We start from the raw sequence: 23041 nt of genomic DNA, 5'->3' as shown, positions 1-23041 counted from the left end.
AGACCGTAGCAGCGGCGCTTCAAACACAATGTCCCCGAATGGACAATTTTGCCCGCCGCCGCCTCAGGCCGGCGTGTACCAGATCGGCGACGTCCAGGCCCGCTCCTGCAGGGTCGCCGGAACGCCCGTCAGCAGCGGCTTCTTCAGCTTCACGGCGTCGATCGTGCTCCAGCGCGGCGTGGGGATTTCCAGCACCCGCGCATAATAAACCGCGCGAACCCGGGGATCGAACGAAGGATCGGTCCAGGCCGCCTTCAGCTCCGCCGCGCCGATGCTGTTCGCATAGGTCGCCGTCTTCAGGTCCACCGTGTTCCCCACGGGCGGGAGCTTGCCCTTCGCGTCCGGCTTCCGCCCGCCCGACCAGGCCACATCGAAGATCCGCTCGTGCGATTTGCCGGCGGCATCCACCCAGCCCTTCACGATCTGGACCCGATCCAGATTGGCGCTCTTCGGGTCCTTCAGCGCCGTCACCAGGAAGGTCGGCGCGGTGGCGCCGGGGCCGCCCTTCAGGTCGCCGCCCATCGGCACGCCGCCCTTGTAGCCGCGCTTCACGAAGTCGGCCGCCGCAAGGTCGTCCTGCGAAAGCCCGAAGCCCCCGAACAGCCGCACCCGGATGAAGGTGCCCGAGGTCGCGAACGTCTCCTTGCGCTGCATCGCGGCGTACAGCGATTCCCGCGTGTTCGATTCCGCCCACACCCCGGAAAGGCCGCCCGAACTGAACTCGTTCAGCTGCTGCACCTGCGCCGCGGGCTGCCCCGGCACCCCGAACAGGCGGACATTGGGGTCCATCTCCACCCCGAACTTGCCCACATAGTTGAATTCCTCGTTCGACGCGGCAGCCATGTGGGTGTCCGTGTCGCCCATGAAGCCGAACTTGAACGGATTGCCCAGCCCCGCCGCTTCCAGCGCAAGCCCCCGGATCAGCGCTTCGCGGGCATAGCTGCCGCTTTGCGTCGTCGGCCGCACGCTTTCGGCCGACAGCGTCCAGTCGAACAGCTCGAAGCCGGCAAACTCGTCCTGCGGCGACAGGCCCGGCCACACTTCCGACGTGCCCTTGATCTGCGTCAGCTCGTAGATGGGCTCGTTCCGCATCCGCGTCTGCACCCACGCCGCGTCGATCGGGCTGCCGTCGAACCGGGTGGTGGCGAACATCGCGCCGTTGCTCATGTTCGCATTGTGCGTGATCGCCAACAGCTTCGATCCCCGGGCGCGCTGCGCATCCATCCAGCGCCACAGATCCTCGGGATTCTCGCTGTCCAGCTGGGAATAGGGCAGGTCGGGCACCACCTTCGTGTCCGCGAACAGCACGATCCGGTGCAGGTTCTGCTGCGCGGGATTGGATGTCCATTCAAAGCCGGCGAAGGTCGTGAACCTGCCCGGCTCGTTATAGCTGTCCACCACCTCCAGGATCCGCTTCCAGGTCGTCCGCGCGATCGCCGGGTCATTCAGCGCCGGATCGATCCCGGTGTCCAGGCTTCGGACAAGATCGGTGAAGGCCGCAAACGCCACCGCCGGGTCGGGCGAAAGCACGCGCGACGCGATCGGCAGTTTCGATGCCGCGCTGCCCGGCCGCTGCATCTCCTGGAACACGCCCAGCATCTCGGCATGGTCCGAAACGGCATAGAAATCGAGCGGCGTGCCCGCCTGGTTCGTCTCCTTGCCCATGCCGGGCCGGATCGCCTCGCCCTTCGCCCAGCGGAAGATATCCTCCGGCGTCGTCCGGGTGCCGTTGGTGAAGGCGTCGAAGGAATAGCTGCTGTGCACATGCACCGCGCCGAAATAGGCGGTGCGGTCGGGATTCACCGCAACCGCCTCCTTGCCGGCGGCCGCCTGAGTGTCCGTCCCGGCCGGCTCTCGCCCGCAGCCCGCCAGCGCCAGCATCGCCACGCCGCCCGCGAACAATCCCCATGTCCCTCTTGCCATGTCCCCGCTCCTTCCGACTGGAACATTAGCGGCCGTCCCCTTGCCGGAATGGTCCGATCAAGCCATTTTGTGGCATGTCCACGCCGCTCACGCCGGATGCCGCCCGCGCCCTTCTCGGCAGCCGGGGCTGGCTTTCGGCCGTCCCGGCCGACTTCCGCGACGCCTTCCTCGGCGCCTGCCGCCCGCGCAGCATCGCAGCAGGCGAGCTGTTCAGCCTCGCCGGGGATGATGCCGCGGCAGGCCTCGGCATCTATGGCGTGGTCTCGGGCCAGGTCGCCGTGACATCGGCGATGAACAGCGCGGATGCCCCGGTCGCGCTGCTCTTCAACCCCGGGGACTGGGGCGGTTATGCCCCCCTCATCCGCCCCGTCCGGCTCGCCAACTCGCGCGCCACAACGGCCACGATGATCCTGCACGTCTCGATCGCAGAGGTGCGCCGCATGCTAGCCGACCGGCCTGACTGGTGGCAACCTGTCGCCACCCTCACCTTCGAAGCGGGGCTGGTCTATGCGCGGATCGCAGTCGATCTGCTGCTGAACCGGACAGACAGGCGGCTGGCGGCGATCCTGCTGCACCAGGCCGGCTGCCGCCATGCCGGGCAACCGGCCGATCTCCATCTCAGCCAGATCGAGATCGCGGAAATGATCAACCTGTCGCGCTATCCCACGCGCCAACTACTGGCCGCATTCGAAGAACGCGGCTGGCTCGCGCAATCCTACCGCCGGATCAAAATCCTCGATCCCGCGCAACTGCGCCGGCTGGCGGACGGCGGCTGAAACCGCCGCCGGCCCCGGCCTTCAGGCCGGGCTGTACCAGATGGGGGAGGTGAACGCGCGCTCCTGGTGGATCAGCGCTGCCCCCTTGGGCGCCTTCACCTTGAACTTCACCTGGTCATGGGCTGTCCAGCGCGGCGTCGGGATCTCCAGCACCCGCACATAATAGACCGCGCGCTGACCGGCATCGAACGACGGGTCGGTCCACAGGCCCACCAGCTCCGCCGCCCCGATGCTGTTCGAAAAGGTCGCGGTGGTCAGATCCACCGTGTTCCCGACCGGCGGCAGCTTGCCGCCGGCATCCGGCTTGCGCGCACCGGACCATTTCACATCGAAGATCCGCTCGTGCGTCCGGCCGGCGGCATCCACCCAGCCCTTCACGATCTGCACCCGGTCAAGGTTCGCGCCGTCCGGGTCCTTCATCGCCGCCACAAGAAAGGTCGGCGCCTTGCCGGCAGGTGCAGGCTTCAGATCCGCGCCCATCGGAACGCCTTTCGTGTAGCCCGCCTTCACCAGATCCCCCAGATCCGACGATGCGAAATCATACCCGCCGAAGAACCGCACGCTCATCCGGGGGCCGGTCGTCGCGAACGTCTCCCGGCGCTGCATCGCGTCGAAGATCGCCTCGCGCGTGTTCGCCGTCGCCCACACGCCGGTATAGCCGGCCGCCGCCTCTTCCCAGCCCTCCACCCTCGCTATCGAGGGCGCGGACATCCGCCCCGGTCCGGGCTGATGGCTCACCAGCTTGCCCCAGAAATTGTCTTCGTCCCCGGTCGCCAGCCCGGTGTGCGTATCGGTCGCGGCCTGCGCCCCATATTTGAACGGATTGGCCCCCAGCTGCGCTTCCAGCTTCAGCCCCGCCTTCAGCGCCTCGCGCCAATATTCCGTCCGCAGCATCCCCGGCTTCTTGGGCACGCCGTTCAGATTGCCGCGGTCCCACAGGTCCCAGCTGGCGAACTCGTCATTGGGGCTCAGGCTCGGGTGGCTCTCGCTCTGCCCCTTGATCTGTGTCAGTTCGAAAACCGGCTCCCACTTCTGCCGCGCCTCGGCATAGGCCCGCGTCATGGGCGATCCGTCGAACCGGGTCTCCTCGAACATCCGCCCGTTGGAAAGATTGCCATTGTGCGGCGTCGCCAGCACCCGTCCGCCGGTCTTCGCCTCATAACCGGCCAGCCACGTCCACAGCCCTTCCGGGTCCACCGTCTGGAAGGTCGTCAGCGGCAGCGTCTGCCCGGCCTTGTCCGCCCCGTCGCGATAGATCACGTTGCGGTGCAGGTTGTTCCCACCCTCGACATTCGGGGTCCATTCAAAGCCGATCATCGCCGTGAACCGGCCCGGCTCGTTATATTTGTCGGTGATCTCCACCGTCTTCTGCCAGGCCGAAACCATCCACTTCGGGTCCATGACAACCGCCGGCAAGGTGCCGTTGGACTGGCGGTCGATGATTTCCAGCACGGCAGCATGGACCCGCGCCGGATCGCCGCTCCGCAGCGCGTCCGACCATCCCTTCACGATCGGGTCCGACACCATGGCCGGGTTCGCCGCCACGATCTCCGGGAACACGCCCATCCCGTCCGAATGGTCCGTCAGCACGATCCAGTCCAGCGGCCGCCTCAGCTTGGCCGTCTGCCCGGTGGAGGATTTCACCGCCTCGCCCCGCGCGAAGCGGAAGGCGTCTTCCGGCGTCAGCGTCGCACCGGCCATCCCTGCATCCGTCGACCAGCCCGAATGCACATGGGTGTCGCCGAAATAGGCGCGCTCGGGCCAGGCCGCCTGCGCAGCGCCGGCCGCCTTCGTCCCGCCCTCGCCGGCCGCCCCGTCCGGCGTCTGCGTGCCGCACCCAGCCAGCACCGCAAGGCCCAGCACCGCCGCTCCCGCCAGAAGACTCTGCCGCGTCATATCCCGCACTCCCCACAAGTCATCAGCCGATCCTAGGCGCAATCAGGATCGGGCAGTGGCCAGTTCTGGACATTGTTGCCCGGCGAACTGCACTAAGGTCCCGCAATGCCGGCACCAGACCTGTCGATCCTGACCAGCCGCGGGTGGCTTCCGAACACCCCGGCGGAATTCCGCGACGCCCTGATGGCGGCGGGGCAGGAAGACAGCGTCGACGCGGGCTGCCTGTTCAACCGCGCCGGCGAAACGGGCCACGCCCTCTGGGGCGTGGTGACGGGGCAGATCGCCGTCTCCTCGGCGATGAACGGCGCCGACGCCGGGCCGGGCATCCTGTTCAACCCCGGGGACTGGGGCGGCTACATGCCGCTGTTCGGCCGGGTCCGGCCGGCCAACTGCCGCGCCATCACCGATGTCCGCCTGTTCCAGATCGGCTATCCCGCCATCCGCCGCCTGCTGGAGGACCGGCCCGGCTGGTGGGAATATCTGGGCCTGCTCGCCATGATGAACGGCCTCGCCTTCGCGACCGTCGCGGTCGATCTGCTCATCCCCGGCTCGGAACGGCGGCTGGCCGCCACGCTGCTCAACCTCGCCGGGTGCCGCCGCGAAGGCGAGCCCTTCGCGCTCCACCTGTCGCTCACCGAACTCGGCGAAATGGCGAACCTCTCCCGCCACCCCGTGGCAGACATCCTCTCCACCTTCGAAAGCCGGAACTGGGTATCGCGCGGCTATCGCACGACCCGCCTTGTCAACGTCGGCGCGCTCCGCCAACTGGCCGACGGCGACTGATGCCTGTAAACATCTCTCCCATTCTGAAAGGATATTCCGGATGCGTCTGACCTTTGCCTGCATGGCCGCCGCCGCCCTCGCGCTTGCAGCCGCCCCCAGCCAGGCCGAGGGCTGGGCCTTCGTGTTCGAGCCCTATTTCATGGCCCCCTACATGGATGGCAGCACCTCCGTCGGGCCGGTCACCGCGCGCGTCAGCTCCACGCCGTCAGACGTGTTCAGCAATCTCAACTGGGGCGCCATGGGCCTGTTCGAGGTGAACAACGGCAAGTTCGGCCTCGTGGTCGACCTCACCTACATGAACCTCGAAGCCAGCCGCGACGGCTTCATCGACACCGTCGGCGGCCACCAGGGCGCCTATTCCGCAACGGCCCTCCTGCGCGTGGAAAAGCATGCAGAGGCCTATGCCGGCGTCCGCGTCAACGATCTCGGCGTCAAGATTTCCGGCACAGGCCCGCTCGGCAACCCGCTCGCCGCCAGCGGCGGCAAGAGCTGGGTGGATCCGATCATCGGCATGCGGGTGAACCTGCCGCTGTCGCGCACCGTCGATCTCACCATGCTAGCCGATGTCGGCGGCTTCGGCGTCGGCTCCGACATCTCCGTCCAGGCCTGGCCCAGCTTCGGCTTCCGCCTGTCCGACAGCATCCGGGCCAAGCTCGGCTACCGCGCCGTCTACGCCAAATATGACAGCGGCTCGGGCCTCGGCTTCTTCGAATATGACGTCCTCACCCACGGCCCGACGCTGGGCGTCCAGTTCCGCTTCTAGGCCCCGCGCGCCCGGCCGTCAGGCCGGGCTGTACCAGATGGGCGAGGTGAACGCGCGTTCCTGAATGGTCATGCGCGTGCCGGGAAGCGGCTTCGTCCCGAAGCGGTTGGCGTCAAAGGCGGTCCAGCGCGGCGTCGGGATCTCGATCACCCGCCCATAATAAAAGGCCGGCTGGCGCGGATCGAAATCAGGATCCCGCCACACGGCGATCAGTTCGGGCGCGCCGATCGTGTTGGTATAGGTGGCATTGCCGACATCGACGGTGCTGCCCACCGCCGGCAGCTTGCCGTTCACGCCGTGCCGGCGCGATCCGCCCCAGGCAACATCATACACCTTCTCATGTAGCTTGCCCTTTGCGTCCATCCAGCCCTTCACGATCTGATAGCGGTCGAGGTTCGCGCCCATCGGGTCCTTCAACGCCGCCACCAGGAAGGTCGGAACCCGCCCAGCCGGCGCCGCCTTCAGCTCGCCGCCCATCGGAACCCCTTTCCGATAGCCCGCTTCCGCCGGCATGCGCGTCTTCGTGTCGCTTTCGGCGAACTCCCACCCGCCAAAGAAGCGCACCGCCATTCGCGGCCCCGTCGTGGCATAGGCTTCCCGCCGCTGCATCGCCTCGAAAATGGATGCCCGCGTATTTTCCCTGGCCCAGACGGCGGCGAACCCGGACGCGCCCGTCTCCCAGTCCATCACCGTCACGCCCGTCTTCGCGTTCTTGAAGAAGGTCGCCGTCAGCCGCTCGGGCGACGGCTCCTGCGGCACCGTCTTCCCGAAGAAATTGTCCTCGTCCAGCGCCGCCAGCCCGTTGTGCGCATCAGAGCTTCCGATCATCCCGAACTTGTAGGGGTTCAGCCCCAGCTTCTGCTCCAGCATCAGGCCGTTCTTCAGCGCCGATCGCGCATATTCGAACTCCAGCATCGACTGCTGCTTGACGGCGCTTCCATCCAGATTGCCCTTGTCCCAGATCTCGAAGTCGGCAAACTCGTCCTGCGGCGAAAGGAACGGGTGCGCCTCGCCCGAGCCCTTGGTCTGCGTCACTTCATAGAGCGGCTCCCAGGCCGTGCGCCCCTGCGCATAGCTCAGGTCGATCGGCTTGCCCGTGAAGCTCTCGACGACGGGGAACATCCGGCCATTGGACAGATTCCCGTTGTGGGCGATCGCCAGAACCTTTCCGCCCGTTCTGGCCTCATAGTCGGCCATCCACTTCCACAGATCGCGCGGATTGTCGCTGCCCCACGGCTTGAACGTCACCATCGGCACCGACTGCAGCGCCTTGTCGGCATTGTCGCGATAGATGACATTGCGGTGGAGGTTGTTCGAACCGGTGTTGGAGGTCCACTCCCACCCGATGAAGGCGGTGAAGCGGCCGGGGGCGTTATAGTCCTCCGCGGCCTTCACGGCATCTTCCCAGGCCGCCTTGTAGGCCGGATTGGCCGGGCCATAGATCAGCGCCTTGGGAAAGCTCCCGTCGCTGAAGGCCATGATGATCTGGATCGCCGCCTCCGCGCCGCGCCCTTCCTTGATCAGGTCGTACCATTTCTTTCCCTGCGGGTCGGCGACAATGGCCGGCTTTCCGGCATACAGGTCGGGGAACAGGCCCATGTTGTCGCTGTGGTCCGCCACCACCATGAAATCGAGCGGGCGCGACAGCTTCACCGGCTGGCCCGTCGAGGACACGACCTCCTCGCCCTGGGCGAACCGAAAGGCGTCGCGCGGCCCCAGCCTCGCGCCAAATGCGCCGGCATCCATCGAGGCGGCGGTGTGCATGTGGGTGTCGCCGAACAGCGGCCGGGTCGGATAGTCCCGCTTCACATTCGGGGAATAGGGCTTCGACATCGCCTCGGCGATCCGGCCCTTGTCGGCCGCTCCGGCGTCCTGCGCCTGGCTCTCCCACCCGACAGAGGATGCCAGCAGCGCAATGACGCCGGACACACCCGCGAAGTACGGCCAAAGATGAGCGCCCATGTCCAATCCCCCCGTTTCCGACAACCCCCCGACGAGGCCCCGATCCGATCGCCGGCATGACTTGGGGCGTTGCCGGCATGATTCAGATCGGGCGATTCGGAAATGTCCCGAATCTTTCCCTGCGCCACCCACCGAACCTAACATCGGACAGCGCCGCAAATTGCGTCGAAATGGCCAATCCGCTACCTTGGCCCCGATGGAGAATGCACTGCCGTCGCCGTCCGAAGCCCGGGCGTTCCTCGCCGCCACCGGCTGGCTCGCCGCATGCCCGCCTGATTTCACCAAAGCCCTTCTCGCGGCCGGGGTGTTCCGCCGGGTGCCGGCGGGTGAAACCTTCAGCCTGTCAGGCGATACGACGGGGGGCCTCTGGGGCATCGCCGCCGGTCAGGTGGGCTGCTATTCCGGGCTGAACGCCCCGGGCTCCCCCCTGTTCGATATCCTGCTGCCGGGCGACTGGGGCGGCGTCGCCCCCCTGTCAGGCGCGCCGCGCGCCGGCGATGCGGTGGCGCAGGTTGCGACCAGCCTCGTCACCGTGCCGCTCACCCGGATGCGGCAACTGCTCCACACGCAGCCCGCCTGGTGGGAACATGTGAACCGCCTGTCCTTCGAATATGCCCGTCGCTACGGCATGGCGCGGGTGGACATGCAGCTGGGCGACGGCCGCGCCCGGCTCGCCGCCGTCCTGCTGACGGCATCCGGCCTGCGCATCGCCGGCGACACCCCGCGCCTCATCGCCATCACGCAAGAGGAACTGGGCGCAATGGCCAGCCTGTCCCGCCATCCGGCCGGCAATTTCCTGAAATCGCTGGAACACGAAGGGCTGGTCGATCTCGGCTACCGCACCATCTGCATCCGCGATCCCGCCGCCCTGCGCACCATCGCCAACCAGGGCTGAAAAGGGCCGCAGCCGATCAGGACGGGCTGTACCAGATCGGCGACGTCACCGCCCGTTCCTGCTGGATCAACGGCGCGTCCTTCGGGGCCGCCACCCGGAACCGCACAACATCATGGGCGACCCAGCGCGGCGTCGGGATCTCCAGCACCCGCACATAATAGACTGCGCGCTGCTCCGGCCGGAAATCCGGGTCGCGGAACAGCGCTCTCAGTTCCGGGGCGCCGATCGAGTTGCGATAGGTCGCGGTCTTCAGGTCCACCGTGCTGCCCACGGCCGGCAGCTTCCCCTTGGCATCCGGCTCATGCACACCATTCGCATTGGCACAATTTCCTGCGACAATTCGCCCGGCGCCGCACAGGCCCCCACAGGATCGACACAAGCCTGCATTTGACCATCGTCAAGCGGGGCCCGCCCGAACTGCGCCACGAAACGGCATGCGCTTCCCGCTTGCCCTAGCCGCAATGTCCCTCATCGCGCCGGCCGTCCCGGCACAGGCCGAATCCCTGCTCGATCCCTATGCCGCCCTGCGCTGGCGACTGGAGCTGGTGGACCAACAGGGGCTCCCCCGCGAGGCAACAGCCTCGACCCTGCGCCTGAAAGCCGGGGTGAAGGCGGGCCCCTGGCACGGCTTCACCGCGCAGGTGGAGGGCGAAGCGGTCGCCCGGGTCGGGCCCGAACGATATAATGACACGCTGAACGGCCTCACCGGCTTTCCCGTGGTCGCGGACCCGGCGGATCATCTGCTCAACCAGGCGCACATCGGCTGGAGCGACAAGGCGGTCGGCTCGGTCAGCGTCGGGCGGCAGGCGGTCAATCTCGACAATCAGCGCTGGGTCGGTTCGGTGGGCTGGCGGCAGAATGACCAGACGCTCGACATTGCCCGCGCCGAGGTGACGGCCCTCAAGGGCGTGACGCTGGGCTATGGCCATGCCTGGCGGGTGAACCGTGTGTTCGGCCCGCGCTCGCCGCAGGGCATCTGGCGCGACACCGATATCCACCTGCTGCGCGCCACCGCCGAGGTGAAGCCGCTTGGAACCCTCGTCGGCTATGGCTGGCTGCTCGACATTCCCGGCGCGCCGGCCTCTTCCTCCGCCACCTTCGGCGGGCGGCTGACCGGCCGCCAGCCTGTCGGCGGGGCCACGCTTCTCTACACGGCCGAAGTCGCCCGCCAGTCAGACCGGGGGTCGAACCCGCGCGACTTCGCGCTCACCTATCTGCTCCTCGAGCCGGGAATTGCAGCCGGACCGGTGACGGCGAAGCTCGGCTACGAGCGGCTCGACGGCAATGGGCAGGCAGCCGTGCAGACCCCGCTCGCCACGCTGCACGCCTTCAACGGCTGGGCCGACAAGTTCCTGACGACCCCGCCGGATGGCCTGCGCGATCTCTATCTGGATCTGGCCGTCGCCCCAAAGGCGCCGGGTGTCCCGAAAGGGCTGGCGCTCAGGGCCGTGCTGCACGATTTCCGCAGCACGAACAGGAACCGCCCCTATGGGCGAGAGTTCGACGTGCAGATCGGCGCACCCGTCGGCAAGAAGTTCTCGCTGCTCGCAAAGGCGGCGCTGTACGAAGCGCGCGGCTTCGCGACGGACACCGCGAAATTCTGGCTGCAGGCGGAAGCGGCATTCTGATGCCGCCCAAAGCCGGCAACCGCGACGCCGGCGAGCGACGCCGCGCCTATGCGGGCCCGGCGCTGTTCAGCTACGGCTTCCGGCCCTTCTTCCTGTTCGCCTCGCTGTTCGCCGGCCTCGCGGTGCCGGCCTGGATGGCGGCCTTCGCCCATGGCCGGCCGCTGGGCGCCGGCGGAGACGCCCTCAGCTGGCACGCGCATGAGATGCTGTTCGGCTACACCGCCGCCGTCGTGGCGGGCTTTTTGCTCACGGCGATCCCCAACTGGACGGGGCGCGCCCCGGTCATGGGCTGGCCGCTGGCGCTGCTGACCGGGCTGTGGCTTGCCGGGCGCGGCGCAATGCTGCTTGCGGATGCCGGCGTCGCCGGACGGGCCATGGATGCCCTGTTCCTGCTGGTGCTGGCGGCGGCCGTATGGCGGGAGATTCTCGCCGGCGCCAACTGGCGCAACCTGCCCGTCGCGGGCCTGCTCTCGGCCTTCGCGCTGGCGAACATGCTGTGGCATGCCGAGGCGATGGGCGCCCCGCTGCAGGGGCTGGGCCAGCGTCTCGCCCTTTCAACCCTGGTGCTGCTGATGGCGCTGATCGGCGGGCGCATCATTCCGTCCTTCACCACCAACTGGCTGCGGAAGGAACGGATCAGCCCGCTGCCCCGGCCGTTCGGCCTGTTCGACAAGGCCGTGCTGGCGCTCACCGGCGCGGCGCTGACGGCATACCTCGCAGCGCCCCAGGCTCCGGCAACCGGGGTCCTGCTGGCGCTGGCCGGGCTTGCCCATGTCGCCCGGCTGGCCCGCTGGCGGGGCTGGCAGACCCGGCGGGAACCGCTCGTCCTCATTCTCCACATCGCTTATGCCTGGCTGGCCGTGGCGCTGCTCCTGCTGGGCATCGGGGTGCTGTTCCCCGGCCTTTTCGCCGGCGCCAGCGCGCTCCACGCGCTCACGGCCGGCGCCGTCGGGCAGCTGACCCTTGCCGTCATGACCCGGGCGACGCGCGGCCACACGGGGCGCCCCCTCACGGCCGACACGGTCACGGTGCTGATCTACGGGCTGCTGTTCCTGGGCGCGCTGTTGCGCCTTGTCCTGCCCTTCACGCCGATCGCCTATGCGATGGGGGCCTCGGTCGCCGGCCTGCTCTGGGCGGCGGGCATGCTGCTGTTCGCCGCAGCCTATGGGCCGATGCTGCTGCTGCCCCGCCCGGCAGAGGTGCGCCCCCGGGCCTGAGCATCGGCCGCCAAAAGGCCGTCAGCCGCTTGCGCCGCGCCCGGCCCGGCGCGCCTGCATCGCCGCAGACAGATCGGCGCAGGCCGCCACATCCAGCCGAAGCCGCGCGATCGGCAGCACCACGGCATTCTCCAGCGCGATATGGCGCATCTGATGGGTCGCGAAGCGGGCAATGGCCTCGGCAAGGTCCGCATCGGCAGCGGGGCCATTGCCTGCCGCGGCCGCCCGTTCCAGCCCTTCGGCGATCGAGCGGGACAACACCCGATCCATGTCATGGTCCGCCGACAGGATGGCGAGAACATGGTCCAGCCGGTCTTCCGGCTCGGCCTTCGCGCGCAGCAGGGGAAACAGGTCGTGCTCCTCGTCCTCGACATGCAGGCCCATGTCCACCCGCAGGAACCCCGCCATCTGCCGCAGCAGGCGGGGCGGCGCCACGGCCAGTTACGCAACGTCGCCCACCGCCCGGCAGAACTGGCGATGGCGCCAGTGCTCGGCGAACAGGAAGGTCAGCGGATCCCGGATAAGCGCTTCTGGCAACGCCTCGATTTCGCGCACCAGGGCCAGCCGGGGCGCCTCGCCCGTCATCCCCCGGCCTCGGCCACAAAGGCGCGCAGCAGGATCCGCCGCAGCATCTCCAGCCCGGGATCGCCAGCATCCCGCAAGGCGGAGATCAGCGTCGCCCAGTCGGACTCGCTGGCGTCGGCCGTGAAGTCCGCCAGCGCGACGCGCACCCGGCTGACGGGGCTTTCACCGGGCACAAGCGATGCGGCAAGCCGGGCGGCAAGATCCGGATCCGCCTGCTCGAGCCAGGCGGCGAACTGGCCGGACCGCTGCCGGGCGCCCGCAAGCAACTGCCCCAGTGTCGCCGGTTCGGCCGCAGGCGCGTCCATCATCCCGCCGCCTCCAGGGTCAGTCCCTCGATCCGCGCGCGCCGGGCAAGGTCGCTGGCATAGCGCGCAGCGGCCGTGGTCCAGGCGCGGGCGGCGAGCCGGTCGCGGATCCGCGCGGCGACGGCCTCATAGGGAAGCTGGCGCGCCGGTTCCCGCCGGTCGAGCCTGAGCAGATGGACGCCAAACCGGCTGACAACAGGTTCCGCGCCGACCTCGCCGGGCGCAAGGCCGGCAAGCGCCGCCTCCACCTCGGGGGCCAGGTCGCGCGGGCGCAGCTGGCCGAGCGAACCGCCCGATGCGCCGCTCGGGCAATCCGACCGGGCGCGGGCGAGTGCGCGGAATCGCGCCTCGTCCCCGCCGATGGCGGCCAGCGCGGCAACGGCCTCGGCCCGTGCCTCCGCAGCGCCGGCGCGCGTCTCGAACAGGATATGGCTCGCCTCGATCAGCGCCGGCGCGGTGAAGCGCAGGGCGTGCGTCCGGTAATAGAGCCTGCAGGCCCCGTCATCGGGCTCCTCGGGTGCAAGCTCGGCCTCGAACAGCTGGCGGATCAACGCCTCTTCGTCCGTCTCGCGGCGGCCCGCCGGATCGGTCTCCGGGTCGGGCGCCATGCGCATGTCCGCCGCCCTGGAGAGCAGCAGATGGCGGATGACGAGTGCGTGCGCCGCCATCGCGCGCGCTTCGGCGGGGCTGCGGGCCGGATGGTTCTGCGCTTCGGCTGCAATCAGATCCTCGGGGATCTCCGTCCCGTTCACGAACACCGGCTCCGCCGCCGGCCCGCGAACGGCCGCCGGACGCGGCCCCGCGCCGCAGCCGCCGCAGCCCGTCTCCTCGGCTGTCGCCACGCTCACCGGAACTGCTCCGTCGGCACGCTGGTCGGGATCTCGGCCCGTGGCGTCATGTCCGGCCGGGCGGTGCGCACCACCTGCCAGCCCTTGCGGTTCAGATACCAGACCGGCGCCGACAGCATGTGGACAAGCCGGGTGAACGGGAAAAGCAAGAAGATCAGCATCCCCAGCAGCAGATGCACCTGATAGGGCCAGTCCAGCCCCTTCACGTTCAGCGCGTTGCCCGGCTGGAAGGTGAAGATGCCCTGCGCCCAGGCGGAAAGCCTGAGCATCACCGAGGCATCGCCGTGGGACAGGCTGAACGGCACGGTGATCAGCCCCAGCACCAGCTGCACGAACAGGATGACAAGGATCATGTTGTCGCCGAAGGTGGAGGTGCGGCGGATGCGCGGATCGAGGAAGCGGCGGTGCATCAGCAGCACCAGCCCGATCAGGCAGATCGTGCCCGCGATCGAGCCGGCGATGATCGCCACCATCTGCTTCGCCTCGGCCGTGATCACATGGCTGTAGAGGCTGTGCGGGGTCAGCAGGCCGACGAAATGGCCCATGAACAGGAACAGCACCCCGATGTGAAACAGGTTCGAACCCCACATCAGCTGCCGTCGCCGCAGCAGCTGCGACGAGCCGGTGCGCCAGCTATATTGTTCGCGGTCGAAACGGACGATGCAGCCGACAAGGAACACCGACAGCGCGATGTAGGGAAAAACGCCGAACAGCAGCTGGTTCACCCAATAGTCGAGCGTGAGCGGTTCAAGCGCGGGGTGGCCGGGGGCCGACATGGTCAGGCTCCTTTCTGCATGGCATCGACAAGGGCGGCGGCCCTGGGGCAGCCGGCCTCGCCCGGGCCGAAGGTGACGGGCTCCTCGGCCCAGATCCGGTCGAGCGCGTCCAGGTCGTCGGGATCGTCCTCTGCCTCAGCCAGAAGGGCCTCGACAGCCTTGCGGTCGGCCCCGCCCGACAGCGCGGCAAGCGCCAGCATCGGCCACTGATAGGGGGTGCGGCGCTTCCTCAGCCGTTCGGCCAGCGCCTCCAGCACATGGCCGGCCTCCGCCAGCAGGGCCAGCGCCTCGTCGACCGGGCGGGTGGACAGATACTCCAGGAACAGCGGCAGGAAATCGGGCAGTTCGCGGGTGTCGAGCGTGAAGCCCGCCGCCTCATACAGCCCCAGCAGCTCCACCATCGCCTGGCCGCGGTCCCGGCTCTCGCCATGCACATGCTCATAGAGGTTGAGCGACAGGGCCCGGCTGCGGTCGAACAGCATATGGTAGCGGCCCTCCACATCCAGCCGATCCTCGTGCGCGATTTCCCGTGCAAGGGCGGCAAGGCCCGGCAACAGGCGGGGCGGCACGAGCCGTTCCTCGTGCAGCACCTCGACCGCGGCCTCGGCGACGCCCGCCACATCGGGCCCCGGATAGCTGAGGAGCAGCCCCAGCGCCTTGAACGTCCGCGCCATCTCAGCCCTCCATCACCGGCTTGGGAGTCCGGCGCTTCACCTGCCCGAACAGCCCCACTTCCGAGCGCCCGCCCGACGCCTGGTTGCCAAAGCTGAAGCCCGTCGCGCCGCGCAGGTGATAGGCATCGGTCGCCTTCTCGCGATGCACGGTCGGGATCACGAAGCGATCCTCGTAATTGGCGATCGCCATCACCTGGTACATCTCCTCGATCGCGGCGGGCGTCAGGTCCACCCGGGCGGCAACCCCTTCGTCGATCACCCCGTCCACGGATTTCGCGCGCATATAGGCGCGCATCGCCAGCATCCGCTCCAGCGCGCTCACCACCGGGGCCTCGTCGCCCGCGGTCAGCAGGTTGGCGAGATACCTGACCGGAATGCGAAGCGAACGGACATCCGGCATGCCGCGGTCGTCGGCGATCACCCCGCTGGCCGCAGCCGACTGGATCGGCGACAGCGGCGGCACATACCAGACCATCGGCAAGGTGCGGTATTCCGGGTGCAGCGGCAGCGCCACGCGCCAGTCGATCGCCATCTTGTAGACAGGGCTTTTCCGCGCCGCGTCCAGCCAGGCCTGCGGCACGCCGTCGGCACGCGCCTGCGCGATCACCTTCGGGTCATTCGGGTCGAGGAAGATGTCGAGCTGGCGCTCGTCAAGCTCGTCTTCCGGTCCGGACGCCGCCCATTCGATCCGGTCCGCATCATAGAGCACGACGCCAAGATAGCGGATGCGCCCGACGCAGGTTTCGGAGCAGACCGTCGGCTGCCCGTCCTCGATGCGCGGGTAGCAGAAGATGCACTTCTCGGATTTGCCCGACGACCAGTTGTAATAGATCTTCTTGTAGGGGCAGGCCGACACGCACATGCGCCAGCCGCGGCACTTCTCCTGATCGATGAGGACGATGCCGTCCTCCTCCCGCTTGTAGATCGCGCTCGACGGGCAGGCAGCGACGCAGGCCGGATTCAGGCAATGTTCGCACAGGCGCGGCAGATACATCATGAAGGTCTGCTCGAACTGCCCGTAGATCTCCTTCTGGACGCCCTCGAAGTTCACATCCTTCGCGCGCTTCTGGAACTCACCGCCCAGTATCTCCTCCCAGTTGGGGCCCCATTCGATCTTCTCCATGCGCTCGCCGGTGATGGCGGAACGCGGGCGCGCGGTGGGGAAGGCCTGCAGCTCCGGCGCGGTCTGCAGGTGGGCGTAATCAAAGTCGAACGGCTCATAATAATCGTCGATTTCCGGCAGGTCCGGGTTGGCGAAGATCTTGGCGAGGATGCGCCACTTGCCGCCGAGCCGGGGTTCGATGCGGCCGTTGGCCTTCTTCACCCAGCCGCCGTTCCACTTCTTCTGGTTCTCCCACTCCTTGGGGTAACCGATGCCCGGCTTCGTCTCGACATTGTTGAACCAGGCGTATTCGACGCCTTCGCGGTTGGTCCACACATTCTTGCAGGTGACGGAACAGGTGTGGCAGCCGATGCATTTGTCGAGATTCAGCACCATGCCGATCTGGGCGCGGATCTTCATTGCGCTGCCTCCATGCTTTCGGGATGCGGCCGTTCCAGCCAGTCCACCGTCTTCATCCTGCGAACCACCACGAACTCGTCGCGGTTGGAGCCGACGGTGCCGTAATAGTTGAAGCCATAGGCCAGCTGGGCATAGCCGCCGATCATGTGGGTGGGCTTCAGCACCGCGCGGGTCACCGAATTGTGGATGCCGCCGCGCTGGCCGGTCATTTCCGAACCCGGCACGTTCACGGTCTTTTCCTGGGCGTGGTACATCATCGTCATCCCCTGCTTCACCCGCTGGGAAACGACTGCGCGCGCGGTCAGCGCGCCGTTCGCATTATAGGCCTCCACCCAGTCATTGTCGGCGATGCCGGCGGCCTTCGCATCCGCTTCCGAAATCCAGATCACCGGGCCGCCGCGGTTCAGCGTCAGCATCATCAGATTGTCGGTGTAGGTGGAATGGATGCCCCATTTCTGGTGAGGCGTGATGAAGTTCAGCGCAATTTCCGGGTTGCCATTGGGCTTCAGCCCCTTCACCGGCGCCAGCGTCTTCAGGTCGACCGGCGGGCGATAGACACAGAAACCCTCCCCGAAGTCCCGCATCCACTGATGATCCTGGTAGAGCTGCTGCCGCCCCGTCAACGTGCGCCAGGGTATGCGCTCATGCACATTGGTATAGCCGGCATTGTAGCAGACATGCTCGCTTTCCAGCCCCGACCAGATCGGCGAGGAGATGATCTTGCGCGGCTGGGCCACCACGTCGCGGAAGCGGATCTTCTCCTCCTCCTTGGGCAGCGCCAGATGGCTATGGTCGCGCCCCGTCTGCGCCGAAAGCGAAGTCCAGCTCTTCACCGCCACCTCGCCGTTGGTTTCAGGCGCCAGCATCAGGATCGTCTCGCAGGCGTCGATGTCGGTCTCGATCCGCGGCAGCCCCTTTGAAACGCCCTCCTCCTCCACCACGCCGTTCAGCCGCCCAAGCGCCGCCACCTCATGCTCGGTGTTCCAGGCCATGCCCTTGCCGCCGTTGCCGATCTTGGTCATCAGCGGCCCGAGCGAGGTGAAGCGCTTGTAGAGATTGGGATAGTCACGCTCCACCACGGTCATCGCGGGCCCGGTCCGGCCGGGCTCCAGCGCGCACTCCCCGGCCCACCAGTCCTGCGGGGTCGGGCCCTGCGCCAGTTCGGCAGGCGTGTCGTGCTGGATGGGGGTGAGGACAAGATCCTTCTCCACCCCCAGAACCTCGGGCGCGACATCCGAGAAGGTCTTCGCGATCCCCTTGAAGATCTCCCAGTCCGAACGCGCCTCCCAGGCCGGGTCCACCGCGCCCGTCAGCGGGTGGATGAAGGGGTGCATGTCAGACGTGTTGAGGTCGTTCTTCTCGTACCAGGTGGCCGTCGGCAGCACGATGTCGGAATAGACGGCGGTGGTCGACATGCGGAAGTCGATGGTGACCAGCAGGTCGAGCTTTCCTTCCGGCGCCGTCTCGTGCCAGCGCACGTCGGCGGGCTTGCGGGCACCTGTGCTGCCCAGCTCCTTGCCCAGCACGCCGTTCGAAGTACCCAGCAGGTGCTTCAGGAAATATTCGTGGCCCTTGCCGGACGAGCCGAGCAGGTTGGAGCGCCACACGAACATGTTGCGCGGCCAGTTTTCGGGCGCGTCGGGGTCCATGCAGCTCATTTCCAGCCGCTTCGCCTCCAGCTCGCGCACGGCCCACGCCTTCGGGTCCAGCCCCTCGGCCTCGGCCGCCTTCACCACCTCCAGCGGGTTCATCTTCAGCGCCGGCGCAGAGGGGAGCCAGCCCATGCGCTCGGCCTTCGCGTTGAGGTCCAGGAAGGTCTTGTCCCAGCCGGCCCTGTCAGCCGTCGGCGACAGGATCTCACCGACGTCCAGCGTCTCGTAGCGCCACTGGTCCGTGTGGGCATAGAAGAAGCTGGTGGAGTTCTGCTGGCGCGGCGGACGCGCCCAGTCCAGCGCGAAGGCCAGCGGCGCCCAGCCCGTCTGCGGACGCAGCTTTTCCTGGCCCACATAGTGCGACCAGCCCCCACCCGACTGGCCGATGCATCCGCACATCACCAGCATGTTGATCACGCCGCGGTAGTTCATGTCCATGTGATACCAGTGGTTCATCGCCGCCCCGATGATCACCATGGACTTGCCGTTGGTCCTCTCGGCGTTCGCGGCAAAGCCGCGCGCGGTCGCGATGATCTGATCGCGCGGGACACCGGTGATCGCCTCCGCCCAGGCCGGCGAATAGGGCGCGGCATCGTCGTAGGATGCGGGCAGATGGTCCCCGCCCAGGCCCTGATCCACACCATAATTGGCAAGGAACAGGTCGTGCACCGAAGCCACCAGCGCCTCTCCGTCCGCCAGTTGCAGGCGCTTGGCCGGCACGCGCCGCATCAGAAGGTCGGGATGGTCGGTCGCGGCGAAGCCGTTGGCCGAGCGGTTGCCGAAATAGGGAAAGTCCACCTCCGCGACGGTGTCGTGGATACCCGCCAGGCCCAGACGCAGCGTCACCTCGCGGCCGTCGCCCGCCTTTTCCTCAAGGTTCCACTTCGCCTTGTCGCCCCAGCGGAAACCGATGGACCCCAGCGGCACGACAGGCTTGCCAGTCGCCTCGTCGATGCCGACGGTTTTCCAGTCGGCCCGGGCTTCCTCGCCCAGCGCGCCCTCGAAATCCGAGGCCCGCAGCAGCCGCTCGGGCACGAAGCGGCCGTCTTTCTCCACCAGCCGGACCAGCAGCGGCATATCGGTGTATTGTCGGCAATAGTCCCGGAAGTAGGGCACCTGCCGATCGACATGATATTCCTTCAGGATCACATGCCCCATCGCGAGCGCCAGCGCGGCGTCGGTGCCCTGCTTCACTGAAATCCACATGTCCGCGAACTTCGAGGCTTCGGAATAGTCCGGGCTGATGACGACCGATTTCGTGCCCTTGTAGCGGACCTCGGTATAGAAATGCGCATCCGGCGTGCGGGTCTGCGGCACGTTCGAGCCCCAGACGATCAGGAAGCCGGAATTGTACCAGTCGGCCGATTCCGGCACGTCGGTCTGCTCGCCCCATGTCTGCGGAGAGGCAGGCGGCAGATCACAATACCAGTCATAGAAGCTGCCGCAGGCGCCGCCCAGCAGCTGCAGATAGCGGGCGCCGGCCGCATAGCTCACCATCGACATGGCGGGGATGGGCGAAAAGCCGAACACGCGATCGGGCCCCCAGCGCTTCACCGTGTGTGCGTTGGCGGCCGCGATGATCTCGTTCACCTCGTCCCAGCGGGCGCGGACGAACCCGCCGCCGCCGCGCCGGGACATGTAGGAGCGGCGTTTGCCCTCGTCGCCGACGATCGACGCCCAGGCCGCGACGGGCGCCATCGTCGCCCGCGCATCGCGCCACAGCTTCAGCAGCCGGGCGCGCACCAGCGGATATTTCACCCGGTTCGCGGAATAGAGATACCAGCTGTACGACGCCCCGCGCGAGCAACCGCGCGGCTCATGGTTGGGAAGGTCGGGGCGCGTCCGGGGGTAATCGGTCTGCTGCGTCTCCCAGGTGACGATCCCGCCCTTCACATAGATCTTCCACGAGCAGGAGCCCGTGCAGTTGGCGCCGTGGGTGGAGCGCACGATCTTGTCGTGCTGCCAGCGGTGCCGATAGGCGTCCTCCCACTTGCGGTCATAATTGTTCATCTGCCCATGGCCGTCGGCAAAGGGCTCCTGCACGCGGCGGAAGAAGGTGAGGCGGTCGAGGACATGGCTCATGGAACGGGCCCTTATTCAGCCGGTTGGAGGGTCAGGCCGCGCTCGGCCGCGTGAAGCATTCCGCCCGGCCGGGCATAGAAGACCCAGGTGATGACGAGGCAGGAGACATAGAAGCCGAGGAAGCCCCAGAGCGCGGCCCCGGCGCCGCCGGTCGCATTGATCGACAGCCCGAAGCTCTTGGGGATGAAGAAGGCGCCATAGGCCGCGATCGCGGAGGTGAAGCCCGTGATGGCCGCGCTTTCCTTCTCGGCCTGCGCCCGCTGCGCATCCGGTGAAAGTCCGGGCTCCAGCCGGGCGATCTCGTGGCGCATGATGCCCGGGATCATCTGGAAGGTGGAGGCGTTGCCCACCCCGCTGGCAAAGAACAGCAGGATGAAGAGCGCGAAGAAGGCGCCGAAGGCCCAGGGCGCGTCCGGCTGGCCCAGCACCCAGATCAGCGCGCCGGTGCCGGTCATCATCATCAGGAACACCCAGATGGTGACCCTGGCGCCGCCCAGACGGTCCGAGATCCCCCCGCTGAAACTGCGGCTGAGGGCGCCCACAAGCGGCCCCAGGAACGCGATCTTCAGCGCGTTCACCTCCGGGAACAGCAGTTTCGTCAGCAGCGGGAAGGCGGCCGAGAAGCCGATGAAGCTGCCGAAGGTGCCGGTATAGAGCCAGCACATGATCCAGTTGTGGGCGCGGGTGAAGATCACCGACTGCTCGGCAAAGCTCGCCCTGGCGCTGGCCAGATCATTCATCCCGAACCAGCAGGCGAAGGCGGACGCGATGATGAAGGGCACCCAGATGAAGCCGGCATTCTGCAGCCACAGCATCTCCCCGTCCGCCGCCGGGCGCGGTTCGCCACCCAGGAAGCCGAACACGCCCGCCGTGATCACCAGCGGCACGAGGAACTGCATGGCCGAGACGCCGAGGTTGCCAAGCCCCGCGTTCAGGGCCAGCGCGCGGCCCTTCTCGCTCTTCGGGAAGAAAAAGCCGATGTTCGACATGGACGAGGCGAAGTTGCCGCCGCCAAGCCCGCACAGCAGCGCCAGCACCAGCATCACTGCAAAGGGCGTGTCCGGATTCTGCACGGCAAAGCCGATGCCGAGCGCCGGGATGATCAGCGACCAGGTGGTCAGCGTTGACCACAGCCGGCCGCCGAACACGGGCACCATGAAGCTGTAGAAGATGCGGAGCGTCGCGCCCGACAGCCCCGGAAGCGCCGCAAGCCAGAACAGCTGGTCCGTGCTGTAGGCAAAACCCACCTGCGGCAGCTTCGCCACCACCATCGACCACACCATCCAGACCGCGAACGACAGGAACAGGGCAGGGATCGAGATCCACAGGTTGCGCCGCGCGATCGCGCGGCCGGTGCCGTCCCAGAAGGCGGGGTCCTCGGGCCGCCAGTCGGCGATGACATGGCCCTTCAGCGCCCCCGCCTCGCGCCCCGTATGAACGGGCTGCATCTCCGGCAGCTCCGGCAGCTGCCCGAGCTGCTCGCCGGCATGCTCGCGCTCCATCTGCCGGACCGAGAGATGCATCCACAGGAGCGCGCCGCCCGAGATCAGGAACAGCAGCCAGAAGCAGCTCTGCCAGACATTGGTGAGGTCGTTGAGGATGCCGAACACGATCGGCAGGATGAAACCGCCAAGGCCGCCGATCATGCCGACAAGGCCGCCCACCGACCCCACGTCCTTCGGGTAATAGATGGGGATATGCTTGTAGACCGCCGCCTTCCCCAGGCTCATGAAAAAGCCGAGGATGAAGATGAGGACGATGAAGCCGGCAGTCCCGGTTTCCAGCCGGAACCGGATCGGCCCGTCGATTCCGTCGACCAGATAGGTCGTCGGCGGATACGACAGCAGGAAGGTGCAGGCGATCGAGACCAGAAAGGTCCAGTACATCACCTTGCGGGCGCCGACCCTGTCGGACAGGTGCCCGCCATAGATGCGGAACAGCGAGGCCGGCACCGAATAGGCGGCCGCGATCAGGCCCGCAGTCTTGATGTCGAAGCCATAGGCGCCCACCAGATAGCGCGGCAGCCACAGCGACAGGCCCACGAAGGCGCCGAAGACGAAGAAGTAATAGAGCGAGAAGCGCCAGACCTGCACGTTCCGCAGCGGCGCGAACTGGGCCATGAACGGCCGCGGAGGCACGCCCCTTGCACGCCGTTCGGCAAGGTCGGGCTCGTCCCTGGTGGTCAGGAAGAACAGCAGCGCCATCACGACCAGGCCGCCGGCCCAGATGCGGGCAACCGCCTCCCACCCCATCGCCAGCATCACCGCCGGCGCCAGGAACTTCGTCACGGCCGCGCCCACATTGCCCGCGCCGAAGATGCCGAGCGCGGTGCCCTGCCGTTCGGCCGGAAAGAATTTGGACACATAAGTGACGCCGACGGCAAAGGCCCCGCCGGCGATCCCGACGCCCAGCGCCGCCAGCAGGAACTGCGGATAGGTCTCCGCATAGGAAAGCAGGAAGGTCGCAGCGGCCGCCGCCAGCATCACCAGCAACTGCATGCGACGCCCGCCGAGCTGGTCCGTCCAGATGCCAAGCACCAGCCGGATCAGCGAGCCCGTGAGGATTGGGGTGGCGATCAGCAGGCCGAACTGCGTTTCATTGAGGCCAAGGTCCTTCTGGATCTGGATTCCCAGGATCGAGAAGATGGTCCAGGCGGCGAAGCAGACGGTGAAGGCCGCCGTCGACATGCCGAGTGCGATGGTGGCGCCGGGACCGGGTTCGTCCGCTGCAATCGGGGCGGCGGGGCTGGCTGAC

General features: G+C 67.5%; 19 protein-coding genes. 6 read left to right on the top strand and 13 right to left on the bottom strand.

The window, feature by feature from the left end; genetic code table 11:
* Positions 1 to 63 precede the first annotated feature (63 nt).
* The gene (locus tag ACE3O8_RS05450; protein WP_374387592.1) at positions 64 to 1923 is read right to left on the bottom strand and encodes a DUF3604 domain-containing protein; all 1860 of its coding nucleotides are present in this window, start codon (positions 1921 to 1923) and stop codon (positions 64 to 66) included.
* A gap of 74 nt (positions 1924 to 1997) precedes the next feature.
* On the opposite strand from ACE3O8_RS05450, the gene ACE3O8_RS05445 reads away from it, so the two are divergent.
* Positions 1998 to 2699 (top strand): Crp/Fnr family transcriptional regulator, encoded by a 702-nt coding sequence (locus tag ACE3O8_RS05445; protein WP_374387590.1) that lies wholly within the window; start codon positions 1998 to 2000, stop codon positions 2697 to 2699.
* Positions 2700 to 2720: 21 nt separating this feature from the next.
* On the opposite strand, the gene ACE3O8_RS05440 is transcribed toward ACE3O8_RS05445, so the two are convergent.
* Entirely contained in the window at positions 2721 to 4595 is a 1875-nt protein-coding gene (locus tag ACE3O8_RS05440; protein WP_374387588.1) for a DUF3604 domain-containing protein, read from the bottom strand.
* A gap of 105 nt (positions 4596 to 4700) precedes the next feature.
* Here ACE3O8_RS05440 and ACE3O8_RS05435 point away from each other — a divergent pair, with 105 nt between their 5' ends.
* Both ACE3O8_RS05435 and ACE3O8_RS05430 read left to right on the top strand, forming a co-directional pair.
* Positions 4701 to 5378 carry a Crp/Fnr family transcriptional regulator gene (locus tag ACE3O8_RS05435; protein ID WP_374387586.1) on the top strand — a complete coding sequence of 226 codons (678 nt, stop codon included), beginning with the start codon at positions 4701 to 4703 and terminating at the stop codon, positions 5376 to 5378.
* Positions 5379 to 5418: 40 nt separating this feature from the next.
* Positions 5419 to 6141 carry a hypothetical protein gene (locus ACE3O8_RS05430; protein ID WP_374387584.1) on the top strand — a complete coding sequence of 241 codons (723 nt, stop codon included), beginning with the start codon at positions 5419 to 5421 and terminating at the stop codon, positions 6139 to 6141.
* A gap of 18 nt (positions 6142 to 6159) precedes the next feature.
* Here the strand turns inward: ACE3O8_RS05430 and ACE3O8_RS05425 are convergent, their stop codons facing one another.
* Entirely contained in the window at positions 6160 to 8103 is a 1944-nt protein-coding gene (locus ACE3O8_RS05425; protein WP_374387582.1) for a DUF3604 domain-containing protein, read from the bottom strand.
* Positions 8104 to 8299: 196 nt separating this feature from the next.
* Between ACE3O8_RS05425 and ACE3O8_RS05420 the strand changes: the two genes are divergently transcribed.
* Positions 8300 to 8998, top strand: coding sequence for a Crp/Fnr family transcriptional regulator (locus ACE3O8_RS05420; protein WP_374387580.1), 699 nt, complete (start codon positions 8300 to 8302; stop codon positions 8996 to 8998).
* A gap of 16 nt (positions 8999 to 9014) precedes the next feature.
* Here ACE3O8_RS05420 and ACE3O8_RS05415 read toward each other — a convergent pair whose 3' ends face one another.
* Positions 9015 to 9305: a DUF3604 domain-containing protein gene (locus tag ACE3O8_RS05415; RefSeq protein ID WP_374387578.1), complete on the bottom strand. Its 291-nt coding sequence runs from the start codon at positions 9303 to 9305 to the stop codon at positions 9015 to 9017.
* A gap of 154 nt (positions 9306 to 9459) precedes the next feature.
* On the opposite strand from ACE3O8_RS05415, the gene ACE3O8_RS05410 reads away from it, so the two are divergent.
* Both ACE3O8_RS05410 and ACE3O8_RS05405 read left to right on the top strand, forming a co-directional pair.
* Positions 9460 to 10626: a hypothetical protein gene (locus ACE3O8_RS05410; protein WP_374387576.1), complete on the top strand. Its 1167-nt coding sequence runs from the start codon at positions 9460 to 9462 to the stop codon at positions 10624 to 10626.
* Positions 10626 to 11843: an NnrS family protein gene (locus tag ACE3O8_RS05405; protein WP_374387574.1), complete on the top strand. Its 1218-nt coding sequence runs from the start codon at positions 10626 to 10628 to the stop codon at positions 11841 to 11843. The genes ACE3O8_RS05410 and ACE3O8_RS05405 overlap by 1 nt, the downstream gene beginning before the upstream one ends.
* Before the next feature lie 21 nt (positions 11844 to 11864).
* Here the strand turns inward: ACE3O8_RS05405 and ACE3O8_RS05400 are convergent, their stop codons facing one another.
* From ACE3O8_RS05400 to ACE3O8_RS05360, 9 genes are all read right to left on the bottom strand, one after another.
* Complete coding sequence (locus tag ACE3O8_RS05400) at positions 11865 to 12278, bottom strand: hemerythrin domain-containing protein (protein ID WP_374387572.1); 414 nt, start codon at positions 12276 to 12278, stop codon at positions 11865 to 11867.
* A 6-nt stretch (positions 12279 to 12284) separates the two neighbouring features.
* Complete coding sequence (locus ACE3O8_RS05395; RefSeq protein WP_374387570.1) at positions 12285 to 12428, bottom strand: hypothetical protein; 144 nt, start codon at positions 12426 to 12428, stop codon at positions 12285 to 12287.
* Complete coding sequence (locus tag ACE3O8_RS05390; protein WP_374387568.1) at positions 12425 to 12733, bottom strand: hypothetical protein; 309 nt, start codon at positions 12731 to 12733, stop codon at positions 12425 to 12427. Before ACE3O8_RS05390 ends, ACE3O8_RS05395 begins: the two co-directional genes overlap by 4 nt.
* Entirely contained in the window at positions 12733 to 13581 is an 849-nt protein-coding gene (locus ACE3O8_RS05385; RefSeq protein ID WP_374387566.1) for a peptidylprolyl isomerase, read from the bottom strand. The genes ACE3O8_RS05390 and ACE3O8_RS05385 overlap by 1 nt, the downstream gene beginning before the upstream one ends.
* Positions 13578 to 14357, bottom strand: coding sequence for a respiratory nitrate reductase subunit gamma (gene narI / locus ACE3O8_RS05380; RefSeq protein WP_374387564.1), 780 nt, complete (start codon positions 14355 to 14357; stop codon positions 13578 to 13580). Before narI ends, ACE3O8_RS05385 begins: the two co-directional genes overlap by 4 nt.
* A 2-nt stretch (positions 14358 to 14359) precedes the next feature.
* Positions 14360 to 15031 (bottom strand): nitrate reductase molybdenum cofactor assembly chaperone, encoded by a 672-nt coding sequence (gene narJ / locus ACE3O8_RS05375; RefSeq protein WP_374387562.1) that lies wholly within the window; start codon positions 15029 to 15031, stop codon positions 14360 to 14362.
* A gap of 1 nt (position 15032) precedes the next feature.
* Positions 15033 to 16553: a nitrate reductase subunit beta gene (gene narH, locus ACE3O8_RS05370; protein WP_374387560.1), complete on the bottom strand. Its 1521-nt coding sequence runs from the start codon at positions 16551 to 16553 to the stop codon at positions 15033 to 15035.
* Positions 16550 to 20287 (bottom strand): nitrate reductase subunit alpha, encoded by a 3738-nt coding sequence (locus tag ACE3O8_RS05365; protein ID WP_374387558.1) that lies wholly within the window; start codon positions 20285 to 20287, stop codon positions 16550 to 16552. The genes narH and ACE3O8_RS05365 overlap by 4 nt, the downstream gene beginning before the upstream one ends.
* 11 nt (positions 20288 to 20298) lie before the next feature.
* On the bottom strand, positions 20299 to 23041 hold a 2743-nt coding region (locus tag ACE3O8_RS05360; RefSeq protein WP_374387556.1), incomplete at its 5' end, for a nitrate/nitrite transporter.

Source organism: Sandaracinobacter sp. (assembly GCF_041909755.1).
In the GTDB taxonomy this organism is placed as follows: Bacteria; Pseudomonadota; Alphaproteobacteria; order Sphingomonadales; family Sphingomonadaceae; genus Sandaracinobacteroides.
The sequence above is the reverse complement of the archived record's forward strand: the minus strand, read 5'-3'. Positions and strand labels throughout refer to the sequence as shown.

Coding starts and splice junctions, on each gene's coding strand:
- narJ (WP_374387562.1), bottom strand. CDS start 15,031: ATGGCGCGGACGTTCAAGGCGCTGGGGCTGCTCCTCAGCTATCCGGGG.
- ACE3O8_RS05425 (WP_374387582.1), bottom strand. CDS start 8,103: ATGGGCGCTCATCTTTGGCCGTACTTCGCGGGTGTGTCCGGCGTCATT.
- ACE3O8_RS05445 (WP_374387590.1), top strand. CDS start 1,998: ATGTCCACGCCGCTCACGCCGGATGCCGCCCGCGCCCTTCTCGGCAGC.
- ACE3O8_RS05430 (WP_374387584.1), top strand. CDS start 5,419: ATGCGTCTGACCTTTGCCTGCATGGCCGCCGCCGCCCTCGCGCTTGCA.
- ACE3O8_RS05435 (WP_374387586.1), top strand. CDS start 4,701: ATGCCGGCACCAGACCTGTCGATCCTGACCAGCCGCGGGTGGCTTCCG.
- narI (WP_374387564.1), bottom strand. CDS start 14,357: ATGTCGGCCCCCGGCCACCCCGCGCTTGAACCGCTCACGCTCGACTAT.
- ACE3O8_RS05390 (WP_374387568.1), bottom strand. CDS start 12,733: ATGGACGCGCCTGCGGCCGAACCGGCGACACTGGGGCAGTTGCTTGCG.
- ACE3O8_RS05440 (WP_374387588.1), bottom strand. CDS start 4,595: ATGACGCGGCAGAGTCTTCTGGCGGGAGCGGCGGTGCTGGGCCTTGCG.
- narH (WP_374387560.1), bottom strand. CDS start 16,553: ATGAAGATCCGCGCCCAGATCGGCATGGTGCTGAATCTCGACAAATGC.
- ACE3O8_RS05420 (WP_374387580.1), top strand. CDS start 8,300: ATGGAGAATGCACTGCCGTCGCCGTCCGAAGCCCGGGCGTTCCTCGCC.
- ACE3O8_RS05405 (WP_374387574.1), top strand. CDS start 10,626: ATGCCGCCCAAAGCCGGCAACCGCGACGCCGGCGAGCGACGCCGCGCC.
- ACE3O8_RS05410 (WP_374387576.1), top strand. CDS start 9,460: ATGTCCCTCATCGCGCCGGCCGTCCCGGCACAGGCCGAATCCCTGCTC.
- ACE3O8_RS05395 (WP_374387570.1), bottom strand. CDS start 12,428: ATGACGGGCGAGGCGCCCCGGCTGGCCCTGGTGCGCGAAATCGAGGCG.
- ACE3O8_RS05450 (WP_374387592.1), bottom strand. CDS start 1,923: ATGGCAAGAGGGACATGGGGATTGTTCGCGGGCGGCGTGGCGATGCTG.
- ACE3O8_RS05365 (WP_374387558.1), bottom strand. CDS start 20,287: ATGAGCCATGTCCTCGACCGCCTCACCTTCTTCCGCCGCGTGCAGGAG.